The 15,497-nt window shown below is 46.6% G+C and carries 12 protein-coding genes; 7 read left to right on the top strand and 5 right to left on the bottom strand.

Features of this window, described 5'->3' with window-relative positions:
• Nucleotides 1-244 (top strand): heterodisulfide reductase (locus WC647_11410; GenBank protein MFA6222908.1); only part of this gene is annotated, 244 nt, incomplete at its 5' end.
• 156 nt (nucleotides 245-400) lie between these two features.
• Nucleotides 401-1,339, top strand: coding sequence for a hypothetical protein (locus WC647_11405; protein MFA6222907.1), 939 nt, complete (start codon nucleotides 401-403; stop codon nucleotides 1,337-1,339).
• Between the two features lie 102 nt (nucleotides 1,340-1,441).
• Here WC647_11405 and WC647_11400 read toward each other — a convergent pair whose 3' ends face one another.
• Nucleotides 1,442-2,443, bottom strand: coding sequence for an omptin family outer membrane protease (locus WC647_11400; GenBank protein MFA6222906.1), 1,002 nt, complete (start codon nucleotides 2,441-2,443; stop codon nucleotides 1,442-1,444).
• Nucleotides 2,444-2,871: 428 nt separating this feature from the next.
• Here WC647_11400 and glnD point away from each other — a divergent pair, with 428 nt between their 5' ends.
• Both glnD and xerD read left to right on the top strand, forming a co-directional pair.
• Nucleotides 2,872-5,547, top strand: coding sequence for a [protein-PII] uridylyltransferase (gene glnD, locus WC647_11395; protein MFA6222905.1), 2,676 nt, complete (start codon nucleotides 2,872-2,874; stop codon nucleotides 5,545-5,547).
• A gap of 39 nt (nucleotides 5,548-5,586) precedes the next feature.
• Nucleotides 5,587-6,513: a site-specific tyrosine recombinase XerD gene (gene xerD / locus WC647_11390; protein ID MFA6222904.1), complete on the top strand. Its 927-nt coding sequence runs from the start codon at nucleotides 5,587-5,589 to the stop codon at nucleotides 6,511-6,513.
• 122 nt (nucleotides 6,514-6,635) lie between these two features.
• Here the strand turns inward: xerD and WC647_11385 are convergent, their stop codons facing one another.
• Nucleotides 6,636-7,703: a branched-chain amino acid aminotransferase gene (locus WC647_11385; protein MFA6222903.1), complete on the bottom strand. Its 1,068-nt coding sequence runs from the start codon at nucleotides 7,701-7,703 to the stop codon at nucleotides 6,636-6,638.
• 164 nt (nucleotides 7,704-7,867) lie between these two features.
• Complete coding sequence (locus WC647_11380) at nucleotides 7,868-8,065, bottom strand: hypothetical protein (protein MFA6222902.1); 198 nt, start codon at nucleotides 8,063-8,065, stop codon at nucleotides 7,868-7,870.
• 414 nt (nucleotides 8,066-8,479) lie between these two features.
• On the opposite strand from WC647_11380, the gene WC647_11375 reads away from it, so the two are divergent.
• Nucleotides 8,480-8,824: a hypothetical protein gene (locus WC647_11375; protein MFA6222901.1), complete on the top strand. Its 345-nt coding sequence runs from the start codon at nucleotides 8,480-8,482 to the stop codon at nucleotides 8,822-8,824.
• 158 nt (nucleotides 8,825-8,982) lie between these two features.
• On the opposite strand, the gene WC647_11370 is transcribed toward WC647_11375, so the two are convergent.
• Both WC647_11370 and WC647_11365 read right to left on the bottom strand, forming a co-directional pair.
• Nucleotides 8,983-10,464 carry a DegQ family serine endoprotease gene (locus WC647_11370; GenBank protein MFA6222900.1) on the bottom strand — a complete coding sequence of 494 codons (1,482 nt, stop codon included), beginning with the start codon at nucleotides 10,462-10,464 and terminating at the stop codon, nucleotides 8,983-8,985.
• 169 nt (nucleotides 10,465-10,633) lie between these two features.
• A complete protein-coding gene (locus WC647_11365; protein ID MFA6222899.1) occupies nucleotides 10,634-11,050 on the bottom strand; it encodes a hypothetical protein in 417 nt (138 codons plus the stop codon).
• 295 nt (nucleotides 11,051-11,345) lie between these two features.
• On the opposite strand from WC647_11365, the gene WC647_11360 reads away from it, so the two are divergent.
• Nucleotides 11,346-12,236 carry an alpha/beta fold hydrolase gene (locus WC647_11360; GenBank protein ID MFA6222898.1) on the top strand — a complete coding sequence of 297 codons (891 nt, stop codon included), beginning with the start codon at nucleotides 11,346-11,348 and terminating at the stop codon, nucleotides 12,234-12,236.
• A gap of 57 nt (nucleotides 12,237-12,293) precedes the next feature.
• Nucleotides 12,294-15,434 (top strand): AsmA-like C-terminal region-containing protein, encoded by a 3,141-nt coding sequence (locus WC647_11355; GenBank protein ID MFA6222897.1) that lies wholly within the window; start codon nucleotides 12,294-12,296, stop codon nucleotides 15,432-15,434.
• The last annotated feature ends 63 nt before the right edge of the window (nucleotides 15,435-15,497 follow it).

The raw sequence follows: 15,497 nt of genomic DNA, 5'->3' as shown, positions 1-15,497 counted from the left end.
GCTCATTGACATGGCCCTCATGGTAGACGCGGACATAATGGTGACGATGTGTCCGATGTGTCAGGCTAACCTTGACACCAGACAGTCGGATATATCCAAGGCCGCAGGTAGAGTGTACCACATGCCTATAGTATATCTTACCGAACTCATAGGCGTGGCGTTTAATGACCCAAAGGCCAAGAGCTGGTTCGAGAAACATCTCGTCTCTCCCATCCCTGTGCTGGCTAAAAGAGGCCTGTTGTAAATTCCCCTTTTTCTACTCCGCTTAGTTCTTGTTGCGCCTGACCCGAAGCGACGTTGCTTCGGCTCAGGCGCACGAAATCTATTTATCTTGACGAACCAACCTTTTGTGTGATTAAATTCCGCTCACGATACCAATTTCACCCGCTTGAAGGGCCGCATGGGAAAAAGCCCGTTCAAAAAGGCTATTGTTTATATAATTTTCATATTTGCGCTATCGGCTGTGGGGTGGAGCCACGCGAGGGCTCAATACTACGATTTTGGCCTGGGTTCCATGCTACCGCTGAAATCCATCGAGTCGGTGTTCGGTCCCCTTCTTCCGCCTAACGGGTTTGGCGATACATTCCGGAGTGAACTTGGAATTGACCTTGCCACTCCTATGTTCCAAAAAATCTTACTATCTGGAAACGGCGTCACTCACGATCTTCTCAATAACCACGCAGATGATAATGGGGGTTTGACAGAGCCCGTCGTTTACGTACGGTCCTTGGACGGTGGACCAATTGTTTATGATTTTTTTGCAAAGTTCAGGGTTTGGCGCTTCGCCGCAAAGGCTGACTATTCAATTTTTGAGGCTCGTAGTCGCGGGAGACACTTTGATGGTTTTTTCTTTAACGCCGTAATTCTTTCCGGAGACATAGACGTAATTCAGGGCCCCTGGCTTACTGCTGGAGTAGCGACCAAATGGTCGTTGAACAGCCCATTTTTCAGGTTTAACAACTTCCCTACTAAATACTCAGATCCCAAGGGAAATACCAATATTTATTTTGAAAGTACAGCTCCTGCTACCATCGGAGCCTACATCAGATATGTGCCACCTGAGATTTTAGGATTTCCTGTGCATTTCGAAGCCTGGGCCGATTTTCCCTTAAAGGGATCGCCATGGACTAGTGTCGGGGCCGCACTCGTTTTCAGACCTCAGATCTATCGCTTCGACCTGTTTTCACGACTAAAATATGAACGTACCACCCTGTCAATCAGCGGTAGCAATACCGATACAAGCAATGCCGGTGCAAGCCTTCTTCCTACGTTCGGCCAGACTTGGGATCTTAATCTAAATTGGGCCCTTTACGGCATGGAGTTTGGTATCTTCTTCTGACGCTCGGTTCGTTTACCGAAGCTGTTCCACGCATAGACATAACTGTAAACTTCCCCCTGAATTCCAGATTACCCCGATCAAATGATTAGTTCTTGAATCGTTTTACCAGAAGATTAATTCAGTTGAGGCCGTTACTGAAAACTGATCGGACCAGACCTTGGATCCATCAAACGAGAAGTCAACGTTGAACAGGCTGTTTGTGAGTTGATGCCCACCATTCGTGACTATCCGTTTAAAGTCTACATCGATCATCGCCTTCACGTTACGACGCATATTCCAGGAAGCAGTAGCGCCAAGATGCCAACAGTGTCCGCTTGTGTTTTCGACGGTTATACGTTGGCCTGAACGTAGCAGATGCAGATCCTGATTTTTCGCCGTGACCAAAGCATAGTCTGCTGCCACCTCAAGGTCCGTAGTGGGGAATCGCCTGAAAATTCCTGATGTGTTGAGTTGAGTTTGGACTGCCAGTCCAAGGTAATACTGGTAAAAAGTCTGGTTAAAATCTATCCCGTCCCCAGGTAGATCGGTTGAACCCCCGTCAAGACTTACCTGATAACCATCGTGCGTGGTAAATGAGAAAGTCTGATACCTCACTCCCATTATGGGCCTTGCGGTCTTGAAAATCGATATTTCAGGGTTCAAGCAGATTCTCAGGTCGAGCAACCATCCACTGTTCAGGCGGCAGTTTGATTCACTGAAGATCGTCTTCTGGAAAGGCTGGTGTTCGTCATCCCAGTCGCTGTCGTGCATCCGGGACAGGCTCTCTTTGTTGATGTTGACCCAACTCTCAAACCGTGCTGACCAAAATCTGGACAAATACTCGTAATCCCCTCCAAAAAACCATTGATCGATAGGAAATTCGAGTCTACTCAGTGGATCCTGATTGGGAGGAAATGGGTTGGGGAACTGATATGAAGTGAAACTGTTAAAAAACTTCTTTACACCAATTGAATAGCGCCAATCAGGGGCTCTTACTTCAGACACAAGATCCGAGAGAACGTCGAGCGGCGATGGAGACTGAGCCGCAACCGGAGGCGCTACGAAAAGGGTATACGATAGTATGACGGCGGTCGTCCAGATGACGACCCGCAGGCGATTGACCATACCAATCCTTTATTGCAAGCCGCAAGACTTGACTTTAAAGGCCCGAGCCCCAACGAAATGATTCGTGTAGCTAGTGCGGAAAGCCTATTAAATTCAGCCTGCTGCGTAAAAATAGTCGATCCTGAGTGATAACAAAAACGGAGGATCTTAAAAAAACTAACAATTCATATGGAATGGACTTACAATAACATAAGGGCGATGACTAGTCAACAATGATTAAACCTTAACTATTGTAATCATTATACTTTATGTATTTACTTTAACTTATTGCTTTTATGTGAATATTGACACTGCCTATATCGCTGGTCGCAACAAAATGGCGCTAAATATTATGAGTAAAAATTGAGGGCATAGCGTATATTGAACACAATTCATTTGATCGAAATTGACTCACTGTTACTAGGTCTATGAAAAAGGACTCCCAAATTATGAGATTTATCTTTTCCACCCATGATAAAGCTGAACAGATTCAAAGAATTCGCGACGCTATAGTCGCGTATCGCGAGGTCGGCAAAACGGATCCGGCAAATTTTGAGATGCATCCGGTCTATGACGAACTCATGTGTCAGGTTTGTGACCACTTTCTCGGCTACTGGAAGACGGATATAGCCCTCATAGGACTGGGCGGATATGGGCGAAAGGAGATGAGTCCTTATTCCGACATCGATCTCCTCTTTCTTAGACCCGAAAACGCGCCCGAAGGCATATACAGGGCTATCAGAAGCATCCTTTATCTATTGTGGGACGCGAGAATCGAGCTTGGGCATTCCGTCAGGACTGTGAGTGAATGCAGACACGAGGCGGACAAGGATTTGGCGGTCCTGACTTCTCTCATGGACATCAGAAGAGTTTGGGGATCCGCCGAGATATATAGAAGCCTTGTTGTCCAAAGAGATCGTCTGATAATTGAATCGGATCCTTTAGACCTTTACCTTAGAGTTGAAGCCGAGATCAGAAAATCTTCCGACAAGTTTGGTCACACCATTTACCTGCTTGAGCCACACCTGAAGGAAGGCCCCGGCTCCTTGAGGTACATTCAGCTTCTGACCTGGTTGGCCAGGATGATATTCGGTTGCTCCAACCTGGATGATCTTGTGGTAGCCGGTCTCTGTTCAGCCAAGTCAGTAATGGAAATTAAGCAAGGCGTGCGTTTCCTCGCAGAGACCAGAACCCGTCTCCATTTTATCGAGGGGCGCCGTGATGATCGACTCAAATTTGACTGTCAGGCTCTAATAGCCACGGAGATGAACTTTCATGACGCTCCTGAACGGCCGGCAGTTGAAAATTTTATGAGGGAGTATTACAGATACGCCGCTATTATAGATTTCTTTGGGAGGCAACTGCTCGCCCGAGCAAGGCTATTTCTGAGGCCCAAATTGGTTTCCAACACGAAAAGACTGGAATTCGGGGCGTCATTTTGTCTCGGCGCGGGCGGCATCAATTTCTTGACTCCTGAATCTTTTGGCAGCGATTCAAGCCAACTGCTACAGGCTTTCAAATTAATTGCTGAAACCGGCTGCGATTTTGACATAAGGCTCGTTGACCTGATCCGATCCAAGCTTTCTCAAATCGGCGACGAGATGATTAACGACCCGTCCGCGAATAGACTGTTCATTGAGATACTTGAGTGTCGAAGGAACGTGGCCCAGACATTGAACACAATGATGAAAGTCGGTTTTCTGGAACGATTCATACCGGCCTTCGCAAGGATAAGGTTCCTGCCACAATACGACATTTACCATCAATATACGGTCGATCTCCATACCATGGCCGTACTTGAAAATATCGACGAGATGGGGGAGCCGGACGGACCCGAAGATGAGACGCTGTTGAGAACGATTTTCTCCAAACTGGACAAGCCGTTGGTCCTGCGGCTGGCCGGGCTCTTCCATGATATCGCCAAAGGGAGTGGATCGGGACACGAAATCAGAGGCGAAAAAATCGCAAGACCGATTCTGCAGCGTTTGGCGCTGCCTCTGGATGATATCGAAGATGTGGTGTTTCTAATCAAGAATCACTTGGCGATGACTCATCTCGCTTTCAAGAAAGATATTCATGACGAGGATTTAATTCATCGTTTTGCAGAAAACGTGATGTTTAAACACAGGCTGGATTTGCTGTTACTCCTGACATATTCGGATCTGAAGGCGGTTGGCCCCACTGCGCTCAATTCCTGGAAGAAAATGCTTCTCGAGGAACTGTATTACCGGACACTCGACGTAATTCAGGGCGAAGAAGGCGGTGGAGACGATTTGTCGGACTGGGTAAAGGAGATCAAAGGGGCAGTCAGGGAACTCGTTCCGGTTGAATACAGAGGCCCAAGACTGGATGATTTTCTCTCACGCGTTAGCCCACGTTACTGTCTTGATTTTTACCCGGGAATCATCGTTGATCACTTCATGGATATCGAGAGGCGGCTTTTTCAAACCCAGAGGGAAACATTGGGCCCGGACGATCTGATTGCAAAGAAAATCGACCACACCAAGCGCGGTTACAGTTCAATAACACTAATCCTCCATGACCAACCCGGCCTGTTTTGCAAGATTGCAGGAACACTCTCTTCAAACAAAATAAACATATTGAGTTCCTGGACTCATTTGATAGGTCCAGTTGCGCTGTCTACACTCCATGTAAACAATATTCCTGAAGGTCCTCTTGACGATCCCGAAAGATGGGCAAATTTCCAAAATGATTTCAAGAGGGTGATTGCCGGGGAGATAGATGTAGATACGCTTGTTGAAACCAAGAGGCAAGCGCGAGGCATGTTCACAAGAACGACTAAACCGCGTTTCCCGATAAAGGTCGAGATCGATAACTCTAGTTCAGACAATGCCACGATTGTAGAAGTTTACGCACATGACCGACCCGGGCTACTCTACGATATTACTCGCAGGCTGTCAGGCATGGGTCTAAACATTGTCCTTGCGAAGATCTCAACCGAGGTAGATCAGGCCGCTGACATTTTTTACATACAGGATCAAAATGGGAACAAGATAATCGACTTTGACGAGATTGATTCAATAAGGGAAAAACTAGTAAGACACTTGACAGATATGGAGAAAGACGTTGCTGAAAAAACGTTTCCAACACAAATTTCGTTTTAGACTTTAAGTTCTGTCGCCAACCTGGAGATTACGCTTTTTTTGACTCTCAATACAAATATAGACTCAGACTTTCGAGAAATAGATGCGGTGGTGACCTCTTTTTTAGACCACGCGATCGTAAACCGAGGCTTGGCGCAACTGACGATCGAATCATATTCCTCGGATCTTAAAGACTTAACCCTGTTTCTTAAATCAAGAAGCGTATTGTCTCCAACTAACATTCAAAAGGAGCATATCCTCCTTTTCTTGGAACTGCTTAACCGGCAGGGACTCACGCCGAGAACAAGGGCCAGAAAGCTGTCCTGTCTTAAAGGTTTTTTCAAGTTTCTGATAGAAACTGACCAGATCACGGAAAACCCTTGTGAATACATCGAAACGCCGAGGCTGCCAAAGCGTATTCCTGAATATCTTGATCAACGGGAGGTGGAGGTACTGATCTCGTCCGCGGACCTTTCCACCCCTGAGGGCGCCAGAGACGACGCCATGATTGAATTGCTCTATGGTACCGGGTTACGGGTTTCCGAACTGGTGGGGCTTGAGACCTACAGAGTAGATTTGGAAATTGGTTGCGTGACTGTAATGGGAAAGGGCTCCAAGGAGCGGGTAGTCCCCATTGGACTTACGGCGTCAAGCAAAATCATGGCCTATTACGATAACATTCGGCCTATGATTATTGGTCCCCGGAGAAGTGAATATTTGTTTGTAACTCGAAAGGGCGGACCTATGACGCGTCAGGCTTTCTGGAAGATAATCAAGAAGGCGGCTCGAACAGCGGGAATCTTAAAGGAAATTTCTCCTCATACTTTGAGGCATTCATTTGCTACTCACCTCGTACAAAATGAAGCCGACCTCAGGTCTGTCCAACTGATGCTGGGCCACGCCGACATCTCAACAACCGAAATTTACACGCATGTAGCCAAAACAAGGCTGAAGGAAGTTCACAAGAAGGCCCACCCGAGAGGGTAGAGAATAAAAACGGTTAAATGAAAAGGCCCACGGATAGCTTTTATCCGCAGGCCTTTGTGCTGTTTCTCATCTTCTCTGCTAAGGGCTAGACGAGACAATCCAATTCAATTGGAAATCTACAATCACCCGACGTTTACTACCCAACCGAATGGATCGGGTCTCTTTGCTAATTGAATGTCGGTTATTTCATCAAAAAGTTCTTTTGCCACCGGCCCGGTTTTTCCGTTCGCCACGATATAGTCGGTTCCCAAATATTGGAAATGACTAACCGGTGAAATAACAGCGGCGGTTCCCGATCCAAAGATTTCCTGCAGCTTTCCGGTCTTGGCTGATGACACCAGTTCATCGATGGATATTACCTTTTCAGAGACCTTCATATTTTTGGATCTACAAAGACGCAAAACAGAATCACGGGTAACACCCGGGAGAATTGTACCTCCAAGTTCCGGGGTTACAATTTCATCATCTATCCGGAAAAATATGTTCATGGTGCCAACTTCTTCAATAGAGGATTTATCTACGGCATTGAGCCAGAGAACTTGTGTGAAACCAAGGTCATGGGCCTCTTCAGCGGCTCTCAGAGACGCCGCGTAATTTGCCGCTGTTTTGGCTTCTCCAACTCCGCCCAAAGCCGCTCTGACATATTTATCGGTAACCATTATCTTCACAGGTTCAAAGCCTTCAGGATAATATGCTCCCACGGGTGAAAGAATAATAAAAAATAAGTACTTGTGAGAAGGTCTTACTCCAAGATGGGCATCCATGGCAATCGCTGTGGGTCTAATGTACAAGGATGTTCCGGGCGATCTGGGTATCCAGTCCCGGTCCGTTCTCAAAAGCTCGGCCATTTGGTCCATAAACATCTTGGGATCTAATTTTGGTATACACAGGCGTTCGCAAGATCTGTTAAAGCGGGCTATATTCATATCAGGTCTGAATAGCAATATATCCGACTCTTTTGGGCCTGAAAAAGCCTTCAATCCCTCAAAGACCTGCTGGCCGTAATGCAGCACCATCGCCGCAGGATGCAAACTCAAATCTTCTGTCTTGACTATCCTGGCCTCTCCCCATCCCCCTTCACTCGCGGAACATTCAATTGTGAGCATGTGATCCGTAAAGATATCGCCAAATCCAAGGCTGTCCTCATCATATTGTTGGGACCCTGTTCTGTTTCTCGGCACTGTTCCCATAGATCCTCCACTGACACTGATCTCTGCGCAAACTTTTCGGCAAACAAAAGGCTAGGCGCCTCCTCTGCGTGGTATCCAGAAGGTTTCGCCCAGCCCGGTTTTCAATATAATAACAATTGCCAGGTAGACTTATCCAGAGAAATGTTGAGGATATCAGCTCATTCTTACCAATAATCCTCAGACCCTGTAGCCTGTTCGATAAATCTGGTTCGCGAATAGGCGTTGCACTCCGAACACGAAAAATCAGACCAGCGGAATTTTAGCGCTACATTCAGGCATTCACTGTAGTGATCGCAGTCCACTTTTCGGTAAGGTCTGTCCGAGTCCCGGTTTCCCTTGACAAGCATTGGACTAGGTTCCATATCTCCGCTCCAACCTCCTACCCGATTTCAGAAATTTTCCGTGCGACCTGCTCTTAGTTTCCGACTCTGAAAATTCGTTAAAGCCGGAAGAGGTTGAGATCCCCAAATCTAAACCAGATTAGATGGCTCGCCTGTTGAGACGCGAGATAACAATCTACTGATATTAAAGAATAATTTATAATGGCCTCCGAAATAGTCTTGACTTGATTTGGGATCCTGTCTCTCAGGTTAGGTTGCCGGAATCTGCAAGCCGGTGATGATAAAAATTAACCCTCTCTAAAGATACGTTTCATTAAACTCATATATTATTTTTGTCAAGGGACTCGAAATGTCACTGATTCTAAAACCCCCTCAAGCGGAATTACGCGGATTGACATCCTTTTTTGTTTCTGATGTAGTCAAACTGAGGCGTTCATGACTGTAACGGTTCAAATCTTACATGGCGATTTGGTGATGGCGCGGATTATTTACAGTCCGGGATTCTTCGTAGACATAAGGGTGGAAAAATCCTTTAGAGAAAAGGAACCACCTTGTGATCCGCTTCTGCGGGAAGATGAGACACACTCAGATTCATGGCCGGAAGCTCTGGATAGATATTTCAACGAAGCTATATTCGAGGCACGCAATGATCTCTTGCCGAATGAACCACCCAGAACCGGGAGCGCAAGGGAACACAGGACACTTTTCCTGACAGCGGCTCGAATTCTGGAGAAAAATCTCGCCCCTCATGGATTCAGATTCAACGTTTCATTTGGCTAAATATTACCAATCAAATAAAAACGGTTGAGACCATTTGCTGGTCCCAACCGTTGTCACGAACAAAGAATAACTTTATTTCGAATTTTCTGGGCAAGCCCGGCTTTGTTCGAACCTCAATGGCCCGAATCAACCGGACTTCGACACCTCAGGCTCTTGAACTAATCCAGGGAAGAGGCAAGGAAAATCTTTGCTTTCCCTCTCTGAACTTTCAGTCTGATAACCTTATTCTTTTTTGCCTCAGACACCGCCTTGTTAAACGAAGCGACGTCCGAAACAGTAGCGCCGTCTACTTCAAGAATCACGTCGCCTGAACGAAGACCCATCCTTGCTCCAACTCCATCAGAGCTAATGTCTTTTACTAATAGGCCCTGGCCTTCTTTAAGATCCATCTTGGAGGCCACATCCGCAGGCGTCTTCTCTATTTCGATTCCAAGATCATTGGATGTCTCGGCGGTGGAACTCCCGCTTCCAGTTTTAGAAGCCACGGTCTTGTCTGTACGTTCAGCGATTTTCACAGGAATCTGCATCGTTTTTTTGTCACGGTAAATTGTCAACGTCGCTGACGAACCGGGTTTTTCCCTGCCAACTATGTTCTTTAAATTGGCCGCGCCTTTTACAACCTCATTGTTATACTTAAGTATTATGTCGCCTGCCTTGATGCCCGCTTTTTCAGCCGGACTGCCTTCGATAACCTGTGACACAAGAGCGCCCTCCGCGTCACCTCGGCCAAAGGACTTGGCTAGTGATTCATTCATATCCTGAATATTGACTCCCAGGAGGCCACGCTTAACCTTTCCGTGCTGGACCAGGTCATCCATAATCAGTTTTGCCGAGTTCGAAGGAATGGCAAAACCGATACCCTGATAACCGCCGCTCCTTGTTGCAATCGCAGTGTTTAGACCAATTACGTCACCGTCTATATTCACAAGCGGTCCACCTGAATTTCCAGGGTTAATGGCGGCGTCGGTCTGTATGAAGTCTTCATAGTCAATTATTCCGACGTTAGTTCTACCTGTGGCGCTCACGATACCGGAAGTTACCGTTCTGTTCAGCCCGAACGGGTTACCGATGGCGAAGACTATTTCACCTACCTGGAGTTTGTCGGAATCACCCAGATGAGCTATAGGCAGGTCCTTGGCGTCAATTTTGACGACCGCTATGTCGCTCTCGACATCGATACCTTTCACCGTCGCGTTAAATGATCTTTTGTCAGAAATCGTTACTTTAATTTCGTCCGAATCTTTTACTACGTGGGCATTGGTCAGGATGAGACCGTCGGCTGAAATTATTACACCCGATCCCATCCCTTGAGGATGAACCTCTCTGCCCCCTCCAGGACCTTTCTTGAACTTCTTGAATGGTTCCTGCTGTCCGAAAAAATCCTTGAACGGCCCATTCTTGAAGAATGGTTCGAGATCAGGCGCTCCTTCAGAGGATCTGACAGTCTCTTTTTTGCTTGAACTGATGTTCACTACAGCGGGTTTTACCTTTTCCGCGACCTGAACAAAAGCGTCATCTAATTGTTTAAGAACGGCCGGAGCTGCGGCGAGAGATTGGATAGGAAAAATAAGACTAAGTGAAATAAGTGCGAAAAGAGGAATAAATAGTGTGTTTTTTGCCTTATAGAGGCTCCTAGTCATGATATGCTCCTTCTGATTGCCACATTTTTCGCCAACCCCTGTACAGGAATTGTGCTTTACTCAACAAAGACATTCGTAAATGACCTACGTTCCCGATAATTTGTTTTTCTAGAATTAAATTTGTATTTCGGCGCCAAAATTGCTCTATCCTCAAAGACGTCTGCTCATATTACTTGCCGTCGGGCGCCATATTGACTTTGAAAAATCCAAGAGCTGACTCTATGTCAGGCTTGGTTCTGTCCGGATGAGTGTTGATTACCATCCAGCGCCATTGGCCCACCGTGTCCGGCGTAAACTCAAAGCTTGTTCTTCCTTTGGGGACTTTGAGTAAAACATAAGTGCCTGAAGGTCTTATAAAGACGACATAGAATCCCTCACCCGCGCTTTTTCGCTCATCACACGCCCACTCGAAAATCGCAGCGGCGCCTAACTCGACAACCGGTGAATTGAGGAGTTCAGGTTTACAAATATCTTCAGCCTGATTCTCTGCTGATATGACTAAAGCGGTAGGAAGAAGAAAACTCAACACTGTCAGAATCATCAAGGATCGAGACAATCCAAACTTGCAGATCACCTTACAAATCATAAGTTAACCTCAATCCTTCCACCAAAACCTAAACTAATACAGGTTAATTTGCAACAACTATAAGACTTGTCTTTATAGATAAAGCGCGTCACATTAAATTGCGCACGCCTTGATTTTGTAAAATTATTCTTATACAAGCTTACTGAGCTATAAATACTACTTTTAACCAGGATGGCGAAAACGTTTTGTATACAATATAATAATGACGGCGCACGTCTCCAACACAGGAAGGCAAGCCCTTTTAGATGTGGAGTGACGAGAAATTCCTCCAAACACTCGCCATAGGATGTCATTCATGGAATTCAGTTTGATCCGTTTAATGTTCAGTAGATTATTGGAAGCGCTCAGGATAAATAAGGCGCCTCAAACCTTTTCTCATATAGACCCTACGGGTTCTCGCATGATTGAGGCGTTTTCAGTAATGTCGGACGGAATCGGAATAAAGGGGAAGATATACTTTCCGGCCAGTCAGCCGCATATGCTGTACCCGTGTGTCATTATCTGTCACGGGATACCGGGAAGCGGCTCCCCACGACCATCAGATGATCCGGGATATGAAGGTCTGGCTGAACGGTTTTCTTCCCTCGGATTGGCCGCGGCGATATTTAACTTCAGAGGCTGTGGGGATTCCGGTGGGGACTTCGATATGATGGGTTGGGCCAGAGACCTGAGCGCCGTGCTGGACAAGATAATCAATACCCCATTTATAGATCCTACGAGAATCATACTTGTGGGTTTTAGTGGCGGAGGAGCAGCCGCTATAAACGTTTCGGCGGACAACGCGAATGTCTTCGGACTGGCGGTTGTTGGAACGCCATCCAATTTCGAGATTTTCAGCAAAGATGTATCGGTGATTATTCAAGATTTCAAAGACAGAGGAATAATTAGAAACCCCGATTTTCCTGTTGACGCTCAAAAATGGGAACATGGTTTCGTTGAAATTGAGCCCAGAAAATGGATCGCCTACTTCAAGGGGAAGAGCCTGTTGATCATTCATGGCGATGATGACGAATTGATACCTTTGGATCAGGCGAAAGAACTGTATCGCCATGCTCCATCAGGGATAACCAAGCTGGAAATCATCCCTGGCGGGCGCCACAGGTTGAGGCTGGACAGCAGATGTCTGGATGCTTTGGAAGACTGGTCCCTTGAACTACTCGGCTGGAAGCGACCAGACCCCAGGTAAGGCGCTGACTTTCAAAACCAGGGAAATTTGCGCCCTTTTCGGGGAGCGTCTGAGAAAATGCAAATCCTCCCTGCCAAACCAAAAAGTAGACAAGCTATGACTTTCCCAAAAAAACTGATCATCATAATACTCTCTGTCTGTCTTTTCGCGGGAGTTGGACTTCTACTTCTAACAAAGTTTCTGCCTGACACCACGTTCCTGAAACGCGTCCTGGAGAACAAGATCAATGAGGCGACAGGACGGGAAACATCGTTGGGAAAGGTACAAGTCAAATTAGGTTTTCCTTCATTGATAAACCTGGTTGTTAAAGGCATCGCCATAAGAGATAATAACAAACGTCCCCTTTTCACAGCAGACTCTTTGCGCTTGAGTTTAGGTCTCTGGAGTATAGTTACTGGTAGCCCGTCAATTGAGAATCTCAGGCTGTCTTCAGCCGTAGTCGGGATGTATCGAGACTCAGGTGGAAAAATCGAAAGCGTTTTTTCTGGGAAGCCTGAAATTTCAGGAAAGAAATCAACCTCCACGACGTCTGAGAGAGAAACGGGGGAGCCAACTCATGGTCCCGAGTCGACCCAACCCCATAAGGAAACGGCGCCTTCCAGTCTCCCTACGGAGCAGCGAATCTCATGGCCGATCAAGTTTATTGTTTTGGAGTCGTGCCAGGTTTTCCTTGATGACTATTCAACAGGATCTTCAACTCCTGTCCATTTGGCCTTTGAAAAGATTAATGGTCAGATTAAACGTGAGGAGTTCAGGTTTGATATTGACATCACCGGATTACCAAATTCCCCGGGCCTTGAGAGTTCAGAACTGGCGACAAAGGGTTTCGCCAGGGTGAGTCAGGACTTTTTATCTGTTCAGGAAGCAAGTCTAGAAAGCAAAATCCAATCCGCCAAAATAACCAACCTTTGGTTTCTCCCAACTCCCGCAGCTTCGTGGTTTAAACAAGTTGAACTTAACAATGTTGGCTTTTCAACCAAAATTGAACCGGGGAAATTGCCGGTTTTTCAAGTTTCCGCCGGAATGTTTCAAAGAAAAGATCATTCATCCGCATTGAAGCTGAGAGCGTCCGCAGCGCTGACTTCGGATTTCAGGCAAGTTGAGGAAATTGAGCTGAAGGGGACTTCAGAGGATATTCCGGTCAGAAGCATGGCCTCAGGTTTGCCAAATGACATTCTCGATATACTTGGAAACAGCGGCTCAATCAAGACGGATTTTCAGGGCTTCTGGACAAGGACCGTGGGTTGGTCTGTCTCCGGATCTGCAAAACTTAGCGAATTTCATGCCCCTGCCAAATTTGGTTTCCTTGGAAATCAACTAACGGCTACCCTCGCCTTTAAGCTCACCTCAGATTCATTCACAATTACGGACTTCCATCTAGAAAACCAATCCCTGGACAGGCTTATGTCTCTTAAGGGAAAGGTAGGCGAACCCCTGTCCGAACGCAAATTTCTAGACATCGAAACCACAATAAACATAAGGGGTGAGTGGCTAAGACATCTAGGAATCAGCTTACCCAAAGACTTTACGCTGCGCGGACCGATCTCTGCCACGGCGCATCTGAAAGGCCCCCTGGAAAACCTTAAGGTTGAGACACTCGGAGATCTTTCACTAGCAGATTTGTCGCTAAAATCGGTTTTTGATAAAGAACCGGGGGTAAAAGCGGGATTCCGGGCTCAAACTGTCATTTCGTTGGACCAATCCAGACCTTTGTCCATTTTTCCCAAAGAAATGGACATCAAACTCAGGGTGTCCGACACTACAATCAAATTGGCTCCTGGATTTCAGCCTATTTCGGGCTGTCCGGTAAGTCTGGATACTGAGATATCGGCGCAAAAATCCACGACGAATGTTAAGAATCTAGTCCTCAGAGTTGGCCTACCGGGTAACAAAAAGACACTTCTCCTGGTTAAAGGGAACATCCATCGATTGAATTCCAAGGGAATGGATTTGAACCTCGACGGCGGTTTGACGTTAAGCCGAGAGGTTATTGATCTTCTCGGGCTGCCATCCAAAGCGCCGGTAGACATGGAAGGGGTCTCGAACGTGTCTTTTCGGGTTTCAGGCGCCCCTGATTCGCTGAAATGGTCATTCGTAGCTCCATTGAGAGATGTTCGTGTTTCTATCGGGACATGGTTTTTCAAGAAGGCCGGGGTTGAATTAAACATCTCCGCCTCGGGTTCCAGCTCTCCAGGGCTAATTGAGGTAGCTCAATTAGGGTTTAAGGCGCCAGGACTTCTGGCCGTAGCTTCCGGAACAATCAATCTCAAGGCAAGCCGAGCAGTGTCAGGAAAACTCGATCTAAAGGAGGCCGATTTTACGGCCTTGACCAAGCTTTTCCCCTCGTTGGAACAATCAGGGTTGTCCGGTCTTGTTCGAGCCGACCTTACGTGTGGAGGTCACGGTAACCAGGAACCGATAAATGGGGTGGTTCAGCTTGTTTCGGTCGGTTACAAACCCTCAAAGAGTCCTTTGAGTTTTGATAAGATTACGGGAACTTTTCATTTGAGGGGTTCTTCACTTGAAGGCAAAGGCCTCAAAGGTAATGTCCATGGAACAATAGAGGCCCCTGTTACAGCGTCCTTGAACCTGGAGGGATTGGAAAACCCCGGAAAACTAAAAGGAAACGCTTCACTTTCGGCTGGACCGGGCAGACTGTCCGGTGAAAAACTTGGTTCCGTTCTGGCGCGCGCCAGCGCATTGATCGAACCATTTCTCAACCAGAGCAAACAGTCAAAGAAGTTCAATCCTTTCGAGCTACAATCAGCTACGGCAGATCTAACGTTGGACTCAGGCATAATAAAAACGGACAATTTTAGATTGAAGGCGTCCGAACTCATTATGGGGGCCATCGGCAGCGTAAACCTCAAGGCGCAGCAGATGGACATCCTTAGTTATGTGAGAACGTCTGCAGCCCCACTGGCCGCCTTAGGTTCCATCCCTGCTGTTAAAGACATTATTCACAAAAACGAGGGACTCTTGAAAATAATGGGCCTGGATAAGGAACTCAAGAAGTTGGGTATCGATTCATCGGAGAATAAACCCGAAAACCAGCCTCAAGTATCCCCCAAAAAAGAAGATTCCTTGAACGTCATAATCAAAATAGCCGGTTTATGGGCAGAGCCCACCCTCACCCCAGTCCTGGAGAACTCATTACCAAAAGATCGGGTTAATCAATTGAAACAGTTGGTCAACTAAGGAAGGTAACTAATTAGTGAACTGTTTTTCATTGGAATGAAGACTTGCACGACTATCAGTTCT

The sequence above is a fragment of the Desulfomonilaceae bacterium genome, assembly GCA_041662605.1.
GTDB lineage: Bacteria > Desulfobacterota > Desulfomonilia > Desulfomonilales > Desulfomonilaceae > CAJBEZ01.
The sequence above is the reverse complement of the archived record's forward strand: the minus strand, read 5'-3'. Positions and strand labels throughout refer to the sequence as shown.

Coding starts and splice junctions, on each gene's coding strand:
- glnD (MFA6222905.1), top strand. CDS start 2,872: ATGAGATTTATCTTTTCCACCCATGATAAAGCTGAACAGATTCAAAGA.
- WC647_11360 (MFA6222898.1), top strand. CDS start 11,346: ATGGAATTCAGTTTGATCCGTTTAATGTTCAGTAGATTATTGGAAGCG.
- WC647_11405 (MFA6222907.1), top strand. CDS start 401: ATGGGAAAAAGCCCGTTCAAAAAGGCTATTGTTTATATAATTTTCATA.
- WC647_11370 (MFA6222900.1), bottom strand. CDS start 10,464: ATGACTAGGAGCCTCTATAAGGCAAAAAACACACTATTTATTCCTCTT.
- WC647_11380 (MFA6222902.1), bottom strand. CDS start 8,065: ATGGAACCTAGTCCAATGCTTGTCAAGGGAAACCGGGACTCGGACAGA.
- WC647_11375 (MFA6222901.1), top strand. CDS start 8,480: ATGACTGTAACGGTTCAAATCTTACATGGCGATTTGGTGATGGCGCGG.
- WC647_11400 (MFA6222906.1), bottom strand. CDS start 2,443: ATGGTCAATCGCCTGCGGGTCGTCATCTGGACGACCGCCGTCATACTA.
- WC647_11365 (MFA6222899.1), bottom strand. CDS start 11,050: ATGATTTGTAAGGTGATCTGCAAGTTTGGATTGTCTCGATCCTTGATG.
- WC647_11385 (MFA6222903.1), bottom strand. CDS start 7,703: ATGGGAACAGTGCCGAGAAACAGAACAGGGTCCCAACAATATGATGAG.
- WC647_11355 (MFA6222897.1), top strand. CDS start 12,294: ATGCAAATCCTCCCTGCCAAACCAAAAAGTAGACAAGCTATGACTTTC.